General features: G+C 59.8%; 14 protein-coding genes. 8 read left to right on the top strand and 6 right to left on the bottom strand.

The window, feature by feature from the left end:
• Positions 1–8 precede the first annotated feature (8 nt).
• On the top strand, positions 9–746 hold the full coding sequence (locus B8783_RS00215; RefSeq protein WP_084417768.1) for a TlyA family RNA methyltransferase: 738 nt from the start codon (positions 9–11) through the stop codon (positions 744–746).
• Here the strand turns inward: B8783_RS00215 and B8783_RS00210 are convergent.
• Entirely contained in the window at positions 720–1,865 is a 1,146-nt protein-coding gene (locus B8783_RS00210; RefSeq protein ID WP_084417767.1) for a hypothetical protein, read from the bottom strand. The two genes, B8783_RS00215 and B8783_RS00210, sit on opposite strands and share 27 nt — an antisense overlap.
• 9 nt (positions 1,866–1,874) lie before the next feature.
• Entirely contained in the window at positions 1,875–2,741 is an 867-nt protein-coding gene (locus B8783_RS00205) for an AAA family ATPase (protein WP_084418311.1), read from the bottom strand.
• Between the two features lie 191 nt (positions 2,742–2,932).
• Between B8783_RS00205 and B8783_RS00200 the strand changes: the two genes are divergently transcribed.
• The 3 genes from B8783_RS00200 to B8783_RS00190 are packed head-to-tail and all read left to right on the top strand — an operon-like array spanning position 2,933 to position 4,278.
• The gene (locus B8783_RS00200; protein ID WP_084417766.1) at positions 2,933–3,325 is read left to right on the top strand and encodes a flagellar biosynthesis repressor FlbT; all 393 of its coding nucleotides are present in this window, start codon (positions 2,933–2,935) and stop codon (positions 3,323–3,325) included.
• Positions 3,318–3,626: a hypothetical protein gene (locus B8783_RS00195; RefSeq protein ID WP_084417765.1), complete on the top strand. Its 309-nt coding sequence runs from the start codon at positions 3,318–3,320 to the stop codon at positions 3,624–3,626. The genes B8783_RS00200 and B8783_RS00195 overlap by 8 nt, the downstream gene beginning before the upstream one ends.
• Before the next feature lie 10 nt (positions 3,627–3,636).
• Positions 3,637–4,278, top strand: coding sequence for a MarC family protein (locus tag B8783_RS00190; protein ID WP_084417764.1), 642 nt, complete (start codon positions 3,637–3,639; stop codon positions 4,276–4,278).
• A 3-nt stretch (positions 4,279–4,281) separates the two neighbouring features.
• Here B8783_RS00190 and B8783_RS00185 read toward each other — a convergent pair whose 3' ends face one another.
• Entirely contained in the window at positions 4,282–5,481 is a 1,200-nt protein-coding gene (locus B8783_RS00185; RefSeq protein ID WP_139792167.1) for a hypothetical protein, read from the bottom strand.
• A 358-nt stretch (positions 5,482–5,839) separates the two neighbouring features.
• On the opposite strand from B8783_RS00185, the gene dksA reads away from it, so the two are divergent.
• Both dksA and B8783_RS00175 read left to right on the top strand, forming a co-directional pair.
• Positions 5,840–6,256 (top strand): RNA polymerase-binding protein DksA, encoded by a 417-nt coding sequence (gene dksA, locus B8783_RS00180; protein ID WP_084418310.1) that lies wholly within the window; start codon positions 5,840–5,842, stop codon positions 6,254–6,256.
• Positions 6,257–6,641: 385 nt separating this feature from the next.
• Positions 6,642–7,649, top strand: coding sequence for a FliM/FliN family flagellar motor switch protein (locus tag B8783_RS00175; RefSeq protein WP_169711655.1), 1,008 nt, complete (start codon positions 6,642–6,644; stop codon positions 7,647–7,649).
• 18 nt (positions 7,650–7,667) lie between these two features.
• Here the strand turns inward: B8783_RS00175 and B8783_RS00170 are convergent, their stop codons facing one another.
• On the bottom strand, positions 7,668–8,537 hold the full coding sequence (locus tag B8783_RS00170; RefSeq protein ID WP_084417761.1) for a TerC family protein: 870 nt from the start codon (positions 8,535–8,537) through the stop codon (positions 7,668–7,670).
• A 278-nt stretch (positions 8,538–8,815) separates the two neighbouring features.
• On the opposite strand from B8783_RS00170, the gene B8783_RS00165 reads away from it, so the two are divergent.
• Complete coding sequence (locus tag B8783_RS00165) at positions 8,816–11,407, top strand: response regulator (protein ID WP_084417760.1); 2,592 nt, start codon at positions 8,816–8,818, stop codon at positions 11,405–11,407.
• A 3-nt stretch (positions 11,408–11,410) separates the two neighbouring features.
• Here the strand turns inward: B8783_RS00165 and B8783_RS00160 are convergent, their stop codons facing one another.
• Together B8783_RS00160 and B8783_RS00155 are read right to left on the bottom strand one after the other, a co-directional pair.
• On the bottom strand, positions 11,411–12,298 hold the full coding sequence (locus tag B8783_RS00160; protein WP_084417759.1) for a class I SAM-dependent methyltransferase: 888 nt from the start codon (positions 12,296–12,298) through the stop codon (positions 11,411–11,413).
• Complete coding sequence (locus B8783_RS00155) at positions 12,295–13,107, bottom strand: TrmH family RNA methyltransferase (RefSeq protein WP_084417758.1); 813 nt, start codon at positions 13,105–13,107, stop codon at positions 12,295–12,297. Before B8783_RS00155 ends, B8783_RS00160 begins: the two co-directional genes overlap by 4 nt.
• 178 nt (positions 13,108–13,285) lie before the next feature.
• Here B8783_RS00155 and B8783_RS00150 point away from each other — a divergent pair, with 178 nt between their 5' ends.
• The gene (locus B8783_RS00150; RefSeq protein ID WP_084417757.1) at positions 13,286–14,554 is read left to right on the top strand and encodes a hypothetical protein; all 1,269 of its coding nucleotides are present in this window, start codon (positions 13,286–13,288) and stop codon (positions 14,552–14,554) included.
• The last annotated feature ends 131 nt before the right edge of the window (positions 14,555–14,685 follow it).

Genomic DNA, 14,685 nt, shown 5'->3' with positions numbered 1-14,685 from the left:
GGCAGGCAATGGCAAGAATAGACCGCGCAGACCGGATCCTCGTTGAAACCGGCGCGTTCGAGACGCGCTCGGCGGCGCAGGCGGCGATTGCGGCGGGCCGTGTGCAGGTGAACGGCAGGGTCGTGACCAAGCCGTCGCAGAAGATATCGGCTGAAGACCGGATCGAGGCCGAGGCTGCGCATCCATGGGTGTCGCGCGGCGGCGTGAAGCTCGCCCATGCGCTGGACGTGTTCGCTGTGGACCCGTCTGGGCGCCACTGCCTGGATGTGGGGGCGTCCACGGGCGGGTTCACCGATGTGCTCCTGTCGCGCGGGGCGCGGTCTGTCGTGGCGGTAGATGTCGGGCGCGGGCAGCTTCATGCGAAGATTGCAGGCGATGCACGTGTGACGTCCCTGGAAGCGACGGATGCAAGGGCGCTGACGGCGGACATGTTGGGCGAGGCGCCATCGCTTATCGTTTGTGATGCGAGCTTCATTGCGCTGGAAAAGCTTTTGGCCGTGCCATTGTCGCTCGTGGGGGAGGGGGCAGAGCTGGTCACACTGTTCAAGCCACAGTTTCAGGTGGGCCGCGAGAATGTGGGGAAGGGCGGTCTTGTGAGCGACCAGGCGGCTGTGGAGCGCGCTGAGGCGGCGTTCTGCGACTGGCTGGTGGAGCAGGGCTGGCGTGTCAAAAGCCGCGCTGATAGCCCTATCCGGGGCGGCGATGGCAATCGCGAGCGACTAGTCTACGGCGAGATTAATCGTTGAGCCGCCGCCTTCCTCGAACTCAATGCTGGATATTGACCCGATCTCGCCTTTTAGTACGCCGATGAAATCGTTTCGCGCCTGCTCATATGTCGGGCGACCGCGATAAACCCGGAATAGTCCAATTTCGCTCTCAGAAAGCGCGCCAGAGAGATACCAGACGCCGCGGGGGTCGTCCTTGCCGTCGTCGAGCAGTGAAGTGAGGCCAGTGATGCCTCGAGTGATTTTCAGCGCTGCGGGCTCAACAAGACCATCAAGGGTCGCTCGGGACATCTGCCAGGCGTCGGGCTGCGCGGAGGGGGACGCCGTCATCAGCCACGCGGTATTGTTTCCTGCGAACTCAGTTACGTAGCAGGCATCATCGGCAAGTTTGTCATCTGCTTTTTCGTCAGGTGATTCAGAGTCGGCTGCAAAACCGGTGAGTATGGCTAGCAGAATTTCTGTTTTTTGATTGAGACTGTCAGCTTCGGGCGAAGGATTTTCGCGCCAGTCGACACACGCGTCGAGGCGTTCGCGGGCTTGTGCCTGGGTGGACGTGAAATCAGTTATACCACCATTCGGAATGGTATCAGGCGTGCTCCACGACGCACGAACCTTGAAAGACCAGCCATCGATCTCGCACGCCGTTACTGAGGACTTTTCCGGGCGCGCGGGATCACTGATGTCCATGGTGGCGGAGAGGCAGTTGTCCAGCGGTTTTCCGCCAAAGGCCAGATCGAGGGACTTTGTGTCGGAGATGTCACCGAACAGGCCAGCCTGACGCATGGCATCGAGGCCGCTTTTTACAATGGCGTCCGGCACTGCGCCTGTGCCGTACCACGACATGTAAAAGGTCAGCGTGGAATCACCGCCCGGGGAATTGTAGCCGCAGCTGACATCACGACCCGTCAAGCTGAACTGGACGACCCGTGTCAGCTGGTGGCCGTCTATATCAAACGGGCAGACAAGACCGCTCAATCCGTGAACGGCCTGCTGCGTCTCCTGCGAGATATCAAAGAAGAATGCGTCGCCATTTTCGAGCGGAAGGCTCTTCTCTTCAAGAACACCGCCATTTTCCGGGGCCGCTAAAGCGGAACCAGCAGAGGCGATGCCCAGACAGAGGAGAGCAACTACCCGCTTCATGGCGAGGCCTTAGCCTGCCGGGCCGCGGCGGCTGCCGCTTTCTCGGCGCGACAGGAAGGCGAGGCGTTCGAAGAGGGCGACATCCTGCTCATTCTTGAGAAGCGCGCCGTGCAGTGGCGGCGTGAGCTTGTCAGGGTCCTGCTCTTTCATCGTCTCAAGATCGATATCCTCGTTCATGAGGAGTTTCAGCCAGTCGAGCAGCTCGCTCGTCGATGGCTTCTTCTTCATGCCAGGCACTTCGCGCATCGAGTAGAAGGTCGTCAGGGCCTCGCTCACCAGCTTCTGTTTGATGCCGGGATAGTGAACGTCGATGATCTGTTTCATCGTCTGCTCGTCCGGGAATTTGATGAAGTGGAAGAAGCAGCGGCGCAGGAAGGCGTCCGGCAGCTCTTTCTCATTGTTCGAGGTGATGATGACGAGCGGGCGCTGTTTGGCCTTGATCGTCTCATCGGTCTCGTAAACGTAGAACTCCATCCGATCGAGCTCTTGCAGAAGGTCATTCGGGAATTCGATGTCGGCCTTGTCGATCTCGTCGATCAGCAGGATCGGGCGCTGGTCAGAGGTGAACGCCTCCCACAATTTGCCCTTCTTGATGTAGTTGGAGATGTCCTTGGCGCGCTCATCGCCCATCTGGCCATCCCGCAGGCGGCTGACCGCATCATATTCGTAGAGGCCCTGTTGCGCCTTTGTGCTGGACTTGATGTGCCACTCGATCAGCGGAACGCCGAGCGCTTTTGCCACCTCAATCGCCAGCACCGTTTTGCCGGTTCCGGGCTCGCCCTTGATCAGCAATGGGCGTTGCAACGCGATCGCAGCGTTGACGGCAACCCGCAGATCTTCGGTTGCGACATAGTTCTCGGTGCCTTCAAAACGCATATGGGTCTCCAATTCCTCACTGCCGTCGATGATAGACGCCCGGTCGCCAAGGGCAACCTCCAAGTCACCCCTGCCTTTGCGTAAATGTGCAGCCCTTTCGGAAACAAGAAATTTTCAAGACGGTGGTAACCTTTACAGTTTTAAGTATAAGGGACCGAATCGGGCCGAACGAATTGCTGTGGGGGGCGATTATGCCTCTAAAATTGTCGCTGAAGCCGCTAGAGGCTGTTGTCATCAACGAAGCCGTGATCCGCAATGGGGAACGGCGCGGTACGATGCTGCTTGAGACAAAAGCGCGGATTCTGCGCGAGCGCGACATCATGTTTCCCGAAGATATCCGCACGCCGCATGATGCGGTCTATTTCGCGGTCATGCAGATGTATCTGACCGGTGAGGCCAGCGGATTGCTGTACGATGGCGCCATTTCAGCGATCGCGGACCTGATGGCGGCCACGCCTGACGAGTCCGAGCGCGAAGATATTCTGAATATTGCACGACAGGTCGCTGCCGGAGATCTGTACAAGGCGCTTGGGTCTTGCCGGAAACTGCTGAGACGCGGATTTAGCGAGGCTGGCCATGGTTGAGTGCAACGCAAAAAAACTGGATACACTCGCGCCGATTGTGAGCCTGGACGAAGGCATCGAACTGCTTGAAAAAGGCAAGGCTGATGCGTGCATCCGGATCGATTTCGGCAATGGGCTGACCGGTGAAGCGACGAGCGCCAACGATTTGGACAATCTGCTCCAACGGGCTCGCGGATTACGCCTGATCACGATCATGTCAGAGAACAGAAACGTTGAGCGGCCGGCAAGTATGCGTTCTGGCAGCCCAACCTTGCACGCTGTCACTGAAGAAATACTGGACGCGTTGCGTCAGTCCAGCTAGTGCGCCGCCCATGACAGGCGACCTTCTCTCCGTATTCACAGCATCCTTCGTGACGTTCTTCGTCCTGATCGACGCGCTTGGCGTTGCGCCGATCTTTGCGTCGCTGACGGCGAAAGGCGATGCAAAGTATCGTCGCAGCATGGCGATCCGATCAATCCTGGTCGCGACGGTCATCATTTTCGGCTTTGCGTTTTTCGGCGCCTGGTTGCTGCAGCAGCTTCACATCACGATTGACGCCTTCCGGGCCGCTGGCGGCGCGCTTCTGTTCCTGATCGCGCTGGACATGGTGTTCGAGAAACGGACCGAGCGGCGGGAAACACGCGCCGACGAGTATCTGGAAGAACACGAAACACTTGAAGATGTTTCGGTCTTTCCAATCGGCATCCCGATGCTGGCCGGGCCGGGCTCCATTGCGACGGCCATGCTGTTCATGTCGGAATCGGCGAACTGGATGACGCAAGGGGCGGTGCTATTGGCGATTGGCCTCAACATGCTGCTGTGCCTGATTGTGTTCCTGCTGGCGTCACCGCTTGTGAAAGCCATGGGTGAAAGCGTCGCCGGTGCGATTACACGGATTTTCGGTGTGATCCTGGCGGCCTTGTCGGTGCAATTGCTGATCGACGGCCTGACCGGTGCGTTCGCGCTGAACTAGGGTCTAGCGGTGATATCGGTCCTGGGGCGTCATTCGACCCAGCGCGGAATAAGTCGACCAGCACAGCGCGATCACGATGGCGAGCAATGCCAGAAGCTGCAGTATCAGCGAAGTTGACCATTGCACGCCGATCTGAGCGAGCGACGTGACACTACGGCCGATCTGCTTGGTCAGGGCGACACCGCGATCACCGCCTGCTTCGGCGACGAGCCGCATTTTCTTCACGTCTTCAGGGGTTTCGGCCACTTCGAGCATCGTCATGGCGCCTGTCGGGCTGGTGAGCTTGGCGATGCGGGCGATGAAGAAGAGGTCCCGTTCAAGCCGGGCCATGCCGTCAGCGTCAATCGCAGACTGGTAGGCGGCCAGGACGCGGCGTTCACGCTCTGCATTGGGGGCAACGCCCACAAGGGCGCGGCGAAGGCTTGCCAGTGTTTGGGCTTCCGGCATGGCGAGGTCCACGCGCTGGATGATATAATCGGTGTACTGGGGCGTCAGTCGGCGGGCCCGCGACGCGCCGCGAAGGACTGAAATTGCGCTGCGATAGGTGTCTTCAACTGCCGGATCATCCTGCTGCAACTGGCTGATTGCGATCAGGCGCAGCTGCGTTGTGTTGACCGGTTCACCATTGGCCCAGCGCTGTGAGCGGCGCACAAGATCTGAATTGTCGCCGATGAGCGTGAAGGACTGTGACGGCTCGGTTGTGGCCGGCGTATCGGAAGGCGCTGCGTCGGCCGGTGGAGACTCAGCCACGCTCTCGTTTGAGGCGATGTCGCTGTCGGCTTCAGCATCTGCGTCGCTGTCGGATGGCTCTTCAGACGTCGGTGCCGGGTCCGTCGAGGTCAGCACCTGGGGGCGTTCTATCGCGCGTTGATAGCTTGCCCGAACGTCATTCGGCAAGAATAGGAGCGCCGCATTCGTCAGGCGCTGATCGTTATCCCCCGACTCCTCGGCGGCTGCTGCGGCCAGAATGGCGCGCGAGTCTTCGCGGTCAAGCATGACGGGCGCGGCGAGCAGATAGCCGCGTGCGGCTGAGAAGTCCCGAACGTCCAGCTCACTGGCGATATGGTCGGCCCAGACCTGGCGCGTGCCGTCGCCACTGGAAAACACGGTCTCAAACGCCTGATCAATTTCCTGGCGCGTTTCCTTCAGCGCCTGGGCGTCTGGCGCGTCGCCCACGCTTTCGGCCGTGTAGGCGTTTACCAAGACACGCGTTCCCAGCACGGCCAGGAGAATCAAAAGGCTGTTGAAGACCAGTGCCTGACGCCACGCGCCCTTGGTCTCCCTATCTCGTCGGAAATGAATGCGGGCCATAAAGGACCTGACCTTGAGATTACAGAACTGACCACCACCGGCATACCCGGCAAGTTTCATACCGCACTGGACCGCAAATGATAGCAAGAGCGGGTTGCAGGCGACATTGGGCTGATTCCCGGGCTCGCCATAAGCCGGGCGAATTCAGGCCGCATTCAGGTGCCATATGGTTTCTACGCTAAATGCAATGTGGAATTGCGCGAAAGGCCGACACGCATTATAGCGCCGCCTTGTTGGAGGAATGGATATTATGACTAACTCAGGCACTGAGGACTATGTCCCAACCGAGGGTGAAGAGTTCATGAACCCTCGTCAGCAAGCTTTCTTTCGCGCCCGTCTGGAGAAGTGGAAGTCGGACATCCTTGCGGGGACTAAATCAACCATCAACAATTTGCAGGAAGCCTCTAGTAACTTGCCGGACGTCGTCGACCGTGCGTCTTCGGAAAGCGACAAGGCATTGGAGCTTCGTACGCGTGACCGTCAGCGGAAGCTGATTTCAAAAATCGACGCGGCCCTGCGCCGTATCGATGAAGGGACTTATGGTTACTGCGACGAAACAGGTGAGCCGATCAGCCTGCGCCGGCTGGAAGCACGCCCGACAGCGACGCTGAGCCTGGAGGCCCAGGAGCGTCATGAGCGCAAGGAGCGCACCGTCCGGGACGACTAAGCGCGACAAAGTTTGCTAAACTGAATCAAAACGGCAGCGTCTTTCGATCGCTGCCGTTTCTTTGTCATCACCCAACGCCCGGCGGTTCTGTGTGCCGGTCCGTTGAGTTGAAACATGTCATATGAATCCGAATCAAAGATTACCCGGATGTTTCGGACAGATTAATCCAGCCCCGTCTTCGTAAATTTTAAGCGCGCTGCTGTTTACTTCGGGCGCCCAAAAATATGCGAAATCCACCGATTCTCTGCAGACGGACTCAGAAATCCTAACGACTCATTAACCAGCGCAAGCCACTAATGGTGGGACTATAAGGCGGGATGGCATGCAGGGCTCGGCATCAAATGATGAAGATTGGTCAATGTCCGCACGGCGCGAGCGGGCTGTCATGAGAGATATGCCCGGAGATGACGCGGCGCCGAAGGGCGCTGGCAAGCGAGGATCAAACATCGTGCCACCGACCGGTTTTGTAGATGACTTCAAATTGCCGACCGGACGCGGCATCCTTTCCAAGGAAGAAATCCAGGCGCTGCTGCGCCCGAGCAATCTGCCGACGATCAATGCCGATGAACCCAAACAGTCAGGTGAACGCCCGCTTGATCTGGACCGGGACCTTGAAAGCCGTCCGGACTATGCAGCTGCAGAAGGGCGCCGGATTGCAGCGCGCTTGTCGCGCGCATTCGGTCAGCATGCCGGTCTGAAAGCGGCCCTGTCCTTTCGTAAGGCGCAAGAATTTGACGGTTTCGAAGCGACGATGACCAAACGCCTCGGCGGGGCAGGCGCGGCCTATCTCTGCTTTGGTGAACGCCACGGCGATATTTCGCAGGTTATTTTCCTCAGCCCTTCAGTCGTGGACAGGCTGATCACAGTGGTTTGCGGCGGCGGCGCGACATCTGCCCCGGTTTCAGCTGCGCGGGAATTGAGCGCAATCGACTGTGCGCTGCTCGAGCCGGTGATCGCGCCATTCTCAACCATGATGGGGCATGATCTCAGCTTTATCGGGATCGAGACGGACGCGGACTTCCTGGAATCCATCCTCCCGGTCGATACCGGTGAGGAGTTCTGTTTCACGGTGCCGTCAATCGGAAGCGCAAGCGATATCTCATTGCTGAGACTGAGCGCTGACGAGGAAGCGACTGCTGACCGCGTTTCGCCACTGAACGCACATCAAGCACCAGTGACCGCGCTTTTGACGGCCCGCATCGCATCTTTGAGCGTGCCGGTGAGTCGTCTGTCGAACCTCAAGCCAGGCGACACGATGCTGCTGGGCGTGCCAGCCGACCAACCGGTCGAGCTGTTGTCAGGCGGCCGCGATGGACGCGTCGCTTTCGAAGGTGATGTTGGCCGCAAGGGCAACAGTATGGCAATCCGGATCAAGAAGCGCTGCCAGCGATAGGCAGCGCTCTCAATTCTTCTAGTGCGTATCTGCCGGCGTTTCGCCCGCCTGACGGGAGCTAAGCTCGCGTTCGCGCTGGGCCCAGAGCCGCTTCTGGTAATTCGTTGAGATAACATCAGTGATCACCAGCACACCGACGACGAGATAGAAGCTCGACTTCGACATCGCTTCGATCGGGAAGGTGAAGATGTGCATGTGCGCAAGGTGTGCGCCCTCGGTCACCAGCAGGACGCCGACCAGGAACAGGATGAAGAGGCCAAGCACTTCATACATCCGGTTCCTCTTGAGGAATTCAGCCACATAGTCCGCCATCAGCATCATCACGATGCCGGAGGCGATGATCGCGATGGTCATGATGGTGACCTGATAGCGGGTCTCGGTGACGCCATCGATCGTCTCCTTGACGTTGGCAATCGCCATCGCTGACAGGATGGAGTCGAAGGAGAAGACGAGGTTCATCGCGACGATCATCAAGATGGCCTGCGTCACCGATTTCTTGCCTGTCTTGCCGTGAGCGCCGACCTCATCAATCGTCAGAAGATGGGTAATCTCCTTGATGGCTGTGTAAATGATGAAGCTACCGCCGGCGAGCGTTACCAGGGCCTGTAAGGTGAACTCACCGTCGAACACGCGCGGAATGGCGATGGCGAACAGCGGCTCCGCAAGCAGGCCGAACAGGCTGACAATGATGATCAGCAGAATGACGCGGAAGACCATCGCCAGGCCGATCCCCCAACGGCGCACCATGGGGGCGTTCTCGCCGGTACGTTTCGATTCGATGGAGATGTAGAGAAGGTTGTCAAAGCCCAGCACCGCCTGGAGCAGGAGCAGCATGAGCAGCGTGAAAAACCCGCTGGTGGTGAAAAGATCGCCGAAAATCTCAGGCATGTCGGGCCCCGCTAGTGAACTGATGTGTCCCTCTAACTGGCGCGATGGTGGCCACTAGGCAAGCGAGAGGGCGGAAACGGTGGACAATCTCGTGGACAAACCGGCCCCACACGCCTTTGCGGGCAAAAATTAACACTTCTTTCGAATTGGTTAACCATTCACGGCCAGAAATGCCGGCGAGTGTGCCGCCGGGCCGTGCAGTGCAATTGGCGTGGCGGTAGTATAAACTTAGCGAATCGCCGAAATGGCGCACATCCGCTGCGGCAGGAGTTGGCGCAATGAAACTGCAAGCTTCGAACGAAACTGAAAAAGCTGGCGAGAGCCTGGACGATATGGATCCCGATACGGAGATGAGCCGGACGGACATGTTGCAGCTCGCCTTCTGGGGATGCCTCCTGATCGCGGTTGCAGCCGCCAGCGTCGCCATCGCCTGGCCACAGGCTGTCGGCGGGACAGGGCCAGTGCTTCTGATCTCGATGGCAGCAGGCGGTATGGTGTTCCTGCTCTGGGTCCTGAAGGGGGCCGGACGGCGCCTTGGCCTGTTCCCTGAGAAGGGCGCTGCAGAAGAGGCGGTTGCGAATGCCTCACCGCGCTTTGGCTGGATTGAGTCGCTGGATGAAGCGGTTCTTATTTCCGATCTTGGCGGTGCGCCGATTGCGGCGAACGTTCACTATAAAGAGCTCACGCAGATTGCGCTTTCGGGCCAGCCGGATTCGGCGAGCCCGGTTGCGGTTGACCGTATTTTCAGTGCTGTGCCGGGCCTGGCTGCGCCCGTCTTCCGCCTGTCCAAGGCGGCAAAGGCAAGCGAATCGCGCCGCGAGATTTTGCCAGCGATCACGATCGGACCGGACGCGCTGCCCGTGCAGTACGAAGTTACCGTTGCGCCGCTGCCGAGAGAGCGCGTGATCTGGCGTCTTCGTCAGCTCAATGCGGCCGTTGATGGGGCAGGGGCCGCCGACATGAAGGCGCTCTATGTTGAAGATGCGCCGCTTGGCTTCTTTGCGGCCAAGCCCGACGGCACGATCACCTATGCCAATAACTGGGTGCGTGAGCTGATTGGCCTGCATGAGACGACGCACAAGGTTCGCCTCGACGATATCATGCGCCCTGAGTTTGTGCGGATGCTGGCCAAGGACCGCAAGAGCGGCGCGCCGGGCCGCGCCGACATCATGATCCGCACCCGCGATGGCGTTGAAATGCCGGTGCAGACGATCACGACCTGGACCGGCAAAGGCGTTCAGGCGCAGGGACGCACCATCTTGCTGACCAATGCGCAGGCCGGGCTTGGCCGGGAAGGGCGCTTTCCAGCTTCGGCGAGCCGCCCGGCGCAGGCTGGCGGTGATCCGATGTTTGACGATGCACCGTTTGGCGCGGTGCGCCTTGAAGGCAATTCGGTCGAGAGCGCCGTTATCATGGACGCCAACCGCGCGCTTCTTGAGATCGCCGACGGCAAGTCAGCGCCTGGCACGCGCTTTGCCGATCTCTTCGTGCAAGACGCTGAAGAACCTGATGCGCTCGCCGCCAAGCTGGTCGATGCGGTCGACAAGCCGGTCGGGCTGAAGCTTGCGGGTGATGACCCTAAGCACGTCAACGTCTTCGTGACGCTGGACGCAATGGGGCGCCCTTCGGTGGCCTACATCATCGACATGACCGAGCAGCGCGAGCTGGAACTGCGCCTGGCGCAGGGCGAGAAGATGCAGGCGATTGGCCAGCTGGCCGGCGGCGTCGCGCATGACTTCAACAACGTCCTGACGGGCATCATGCTCAACAATGATGAGCTGATGAGCAAACACCCCGTCGGTGACCCGTCTTACGAGTACATCAAGAGCATCTATGAGTTCTCGGTGCGCGCGAAGGATCTGGTCCATATGTTGCTCGCCTATGCGCGTCAGCAGACCTTCAAGCGCGAGGTTTTCAATGTCTCGGACTTCCTGTCAGAATTCTCCATCCTGATCCGCCAGATCCTGGACGAGCGGATTGAGTTCAAGACTGTGCACGGGCGTAATCTGCCGTATATCAAGGCGGACAAGAACCAGCTTGAAACGGCGATCCTGAACCTTGTGACCAATGCGCGTGACGCGATGCTGCTTTCGGGCCGGACCGGCGGAAGCCTGACGATCCGCACGGCGGCAGCGTCAGCCGAAGACGCGCACGCGCAGGGCTTTGGCTATGTTGACGATGGCGACTATCTGCTGATCGAAGTCGCCGATACCGGCCACGGCATTCCTGAGAACATTCTCAACAAGATCTTCCAGCCTTTCTTCACGACCAAGGATGTTGGCGTGGGCACCGGGCTTGGTCTCGCGACGGTCTACGGCATCATCAAACAGTCCGAAGGCTATATCTGTCCGCTCTCGACAGTGGGTGAGGGCACGAAGTTCCAGATCTACCTGCCGGCACTCAAGGCTGAAGACATTCCGATGCCTGAGATTGCAGGGCCGGATGACGAACCTGCCGAACCACGCCCGATGGATATTTCCGGTCGTGGCCGCATCCTGCTGGTCGAAGATGAGAAAGGCCTGCGCGATATTGCGGTCATGCATCTCATCTCGCGCGGCTATGAAGTGGAATCGGCCGGAGATGGCGAAGAGGCGCTGGAAATCCTTGAGGATGAGCCGGGCAGCTTTGACCTCATCATTTCCGACGTCGTCATGCCGGGCATGGATGGGCCGACGCTTATTCGTGAGGCGAAGGCCTATCTGGGCGAAGCACGGGTGATCTTTGTGTCTGGCTATGCCGAACGCGATATCGCCAAACAGCTGGACGATGACCGCGAGATTTCATTCCTGCCGAAGCCGTTCAATGTGCGCCAGCTTGCCGAGCGCGTGAAGCAGCAGCTGGGCGTTCGCAAGGAGCGTGAGGCAGCTTAGGGCCTAGTCAGGCCGCCAACGAGCACAGATAGCGGTCGGCAATAGCCGGCCGCTTTTTTGTTCGGGGATGGCCATCTCGCCCATCTCGATGCGCCCGCCCCAGGCTTCCAGCCGGTCACCCAAAGCTTGCGCGAGCGCGATGTGCGACAGGCGCACAGCATAGGCGGTCAGGATGACGAAAAGAGGGTCATCCACGAGAAGCGCCGAAATGCCGTCGAGCAGGCCTGGCAGGTCTTCTTCGAACTTCCAGGTCTCGCCATTGGTGCCGCGGCCAAATTTCGGCGGATCGAGGATGATGGCGTCATACTTGTTGCCGCGCCGGCCTTCGCGGGCGACGAACTTCATGGCGTCGTCGGCGATCCAGCGAATGGTTTCGTGATCGAGGCCTGAGAGGCTCTGGTGATCCTTGCCGAAGCCGTTGGATTTGGGGCTGGCATCGAGGTGGACGACTTCTGCACCCGCTTCCGCGCAGGCGAGCGACATCATGCCGGTATAGCCAAAGAGGTTCAGCACCTTGGTCGGGCGACCGGCAGCTTTCAGCTTTTCCTGCGCGAAGGCCCAGTGCACCGAATGCTCCTGAAAGACGCCGAGGTGGCGGAAGGGCGTGCGCCGCGCCATGAATTTCAGATTATTCCAGTGCATCGGCCAGGTGTCTGGCGCCTTGTTGTTCAGGCGGCGCCACTGCCCGCGATCATCGTCGCCGGCTTTCGGGTCAAACCAGGCATCGGCGTTCCAGGACTGGACGGGCCGATGTGGGCGCCAGAAGGCTTGCGGGTCAGGCCGGACGATCTTCTGATTGCCGAAGCGCTCGAACTTGTGGCCGTCGCCGCTGTCGAGCAGGGCGTAGTCTGACCAGTCATCGGCGAGAAACAGGGTGCTGTCATACTTCATGCGAAATCCCTCTGGCGCCAGGCTTCATAGGTCATCACTGCGGTGGCTTGTGCGAGGTTGAGGCTGTCGGCGCCGCCGCGCATCGGGATGAGGCAGAGCGTGTCGCACGTCGCTTCGACTTCGGGCGGCAGGCCAGCCTGTTCATTGCCCATCAGGATGACGGAGGGCTGTTTGAAGTCAGCTTCAGTATGGCGGACGGTGCCGTTCACGCTGGCGGCTTTGACGGTGAGACTGGCGTCGGTGCGCCAGGCTTGAAACTCTTCAAACGTGCCCTCTGCGAACGGGATGTCGAAGACAGATCCCATGGAGGCGCGTACGCCTTCGACGCTGAACGGATCACAGCACTGATTGATGAGAAGGACACCGGAAAGCGCGGCGCAGTCTGCAGTGCGCAATATGGTGCCGAGATTGCCGGGGTCGCGGACCTCATAAAGGCCGATCCAGAGCGAATCAGCTGGCGCTTCGAGCGCGGAAATTGCGCGTTGGCGCTGTTTGAAGGCGCCGATCACAGCTTGCGGATTGTCTTTACGTGCAATCTGACCGGCCAGCCTGTCAGGAACTTGCACCGTGCGCGTGCCGGAACTGGCGGCGCGGCGAACGAGGTTCTGGACGAATGGCCGCTCTGCGCTGGAGGCTGAAACGACGAGGCTGTCGAGCTCCCAACCGGCTGCGAGGCCTTGTTCTACAAGGCGCGCGCCTTCTGCCAGAAAGAGCCCGGTTTCAGTACGGGCTTTCTTTCGCTCAAGGCTGCGGAGCGTTTTGACCAGCGGGTTGGATGAGCTGGAAATGATTTCAAGGGCGGGCTGCATGCGCGGCGTTTATCACAGACTTGCCTGAAAACAATTGATAGGGCATGCATCACTGTCCTGTTTTGCAGGAATCAGGGGGGGCAGCCTGTGCTTTTGTGCTGCCGGTTCGACCGAATTCCGAGCGGCTCATTTGCACTGACAGGTTGCCCGCCTTCATGGTCACTGAGGAGCGTCACGCATGACACTGATCCACACATATATCTGGGCGTTTCTGGCGGCAGCCCTGCTGGTGGGATTCGTGATTGCGTGGATCATTCAGGGCATGCGCCCGTCGAAGACCGAGCAGCGGGCTTTGATGGACCGCGACGTCGCCTTTCATGAACGCGATCAGGCGCGCAGTGAGCTCGACAGCCTGTTTGAGGCGCAGCGGCGCCAGAAAGCTGCGGCTAAGGCTGCGGGTGCCGTAGCTGATCCTGCGCTTGCCGAGAAGCACGCCAAAACCGTTGCCGAACTTGAGGCAGCAAAGGACGCGCTTCAGAAAGCCAATGGCGAACTCGAATCGCTGCGGGCCGACGCGAGCCGACCGGCGCCAGCGGAACCTGCTGCTGCCAAGCCTGCGCCAGCGCGCGACCGCGAGGCCGACACAGTCCGCAACGCGTTGATTGCCCGAAACCAGTATCTGGAAGACCGCATCCATACAGTAGAGTTGAAGCTTCACAGTGTTGCCAAGTCGCGGACTCAGGCCAGCGACGCGCCGCGGGCTGAAGCGCCGGTTGCCGCCGTCGCCAAAGAGGGGCCTGCGCCGGATGTGATCCAGCAGAAGCAGGCTTGGCAGACAAATTATCTAAAGCTGCGTGTCGAGAGCCTTCAGGAAAAGCTCCTCGAGTTGGGGCTTGCGGAACCAGAGGAAGATAGTGCGCTGTCTGATGCTGGCGACGATAGCTCCGTTCAGCAGGATCTTGCGCGCCTTCGTTGGCGCAACCGCTATCTGGAAGGGCGTCTGGCCTATTTTGAGGAAACGCCTGAGCTTGGCGAGGCCGACACACCGCAGCCTCAGCCTGAGCCAGTCGTGGCAGCGCCCGCGCCGGCGGAAGAGAAGGTTGCAAGCACACCTGTCTCATTCTCGCGGGAGCGCAATGGCCCGCGTTTTGGACCTATTGGCGACGCGGATGGGCCTAGCGTCTTCTCGGCGCTTGCTGCAGCCGGGAGCTCGGCGGATGAAGCGTCGAGCAGCCAGCCGGAAACAGAGCGGGCTCCGGCGTCTGTGGCAGACGGGGTCACGCGTCCGGTTTCACTGCCTTCGCCAAATGGGCGGGCAGATGATCTGACACGCATATCCGGCGTCTCTGCGCGTCTTCAGCGTATGCTTAATGATCTCGGCATCTGGCATCTTTCACAGATTGCCGACTGGGATGAGGGGCAGGCGCGCTGGGTGGATGAAGAGCTGAACCTCGGCGGCCGTCCCTTACAGGATGACTGGATTGGGCAGGCGCGCGTCCTGTCCTGACGAAACGCCCCATCGGTACCCGCGCCTTCATGTCCGGTTCAGCCAGCGCGGCCCAGAATTCGGCCGGTTGAACGCTTTGGCGTTTGGTGAGTTTCCATAGTCGGGATATGACAACCGCACTTTGAGGAAAT

The organism is Henriciella litoralis (assembly GCF_002088935.1).
Lineage (GTDB): Bacteria > Pseudomonadota > Alphaproteobacteria > Caulobacterales > Hyphomonadaceae > Henriciella > Henriciella litoralis.
Note: the sequence above shows the minus strand (reverse complement) of the source record. Positions and strands in the feature narration are given on the sequence as shown.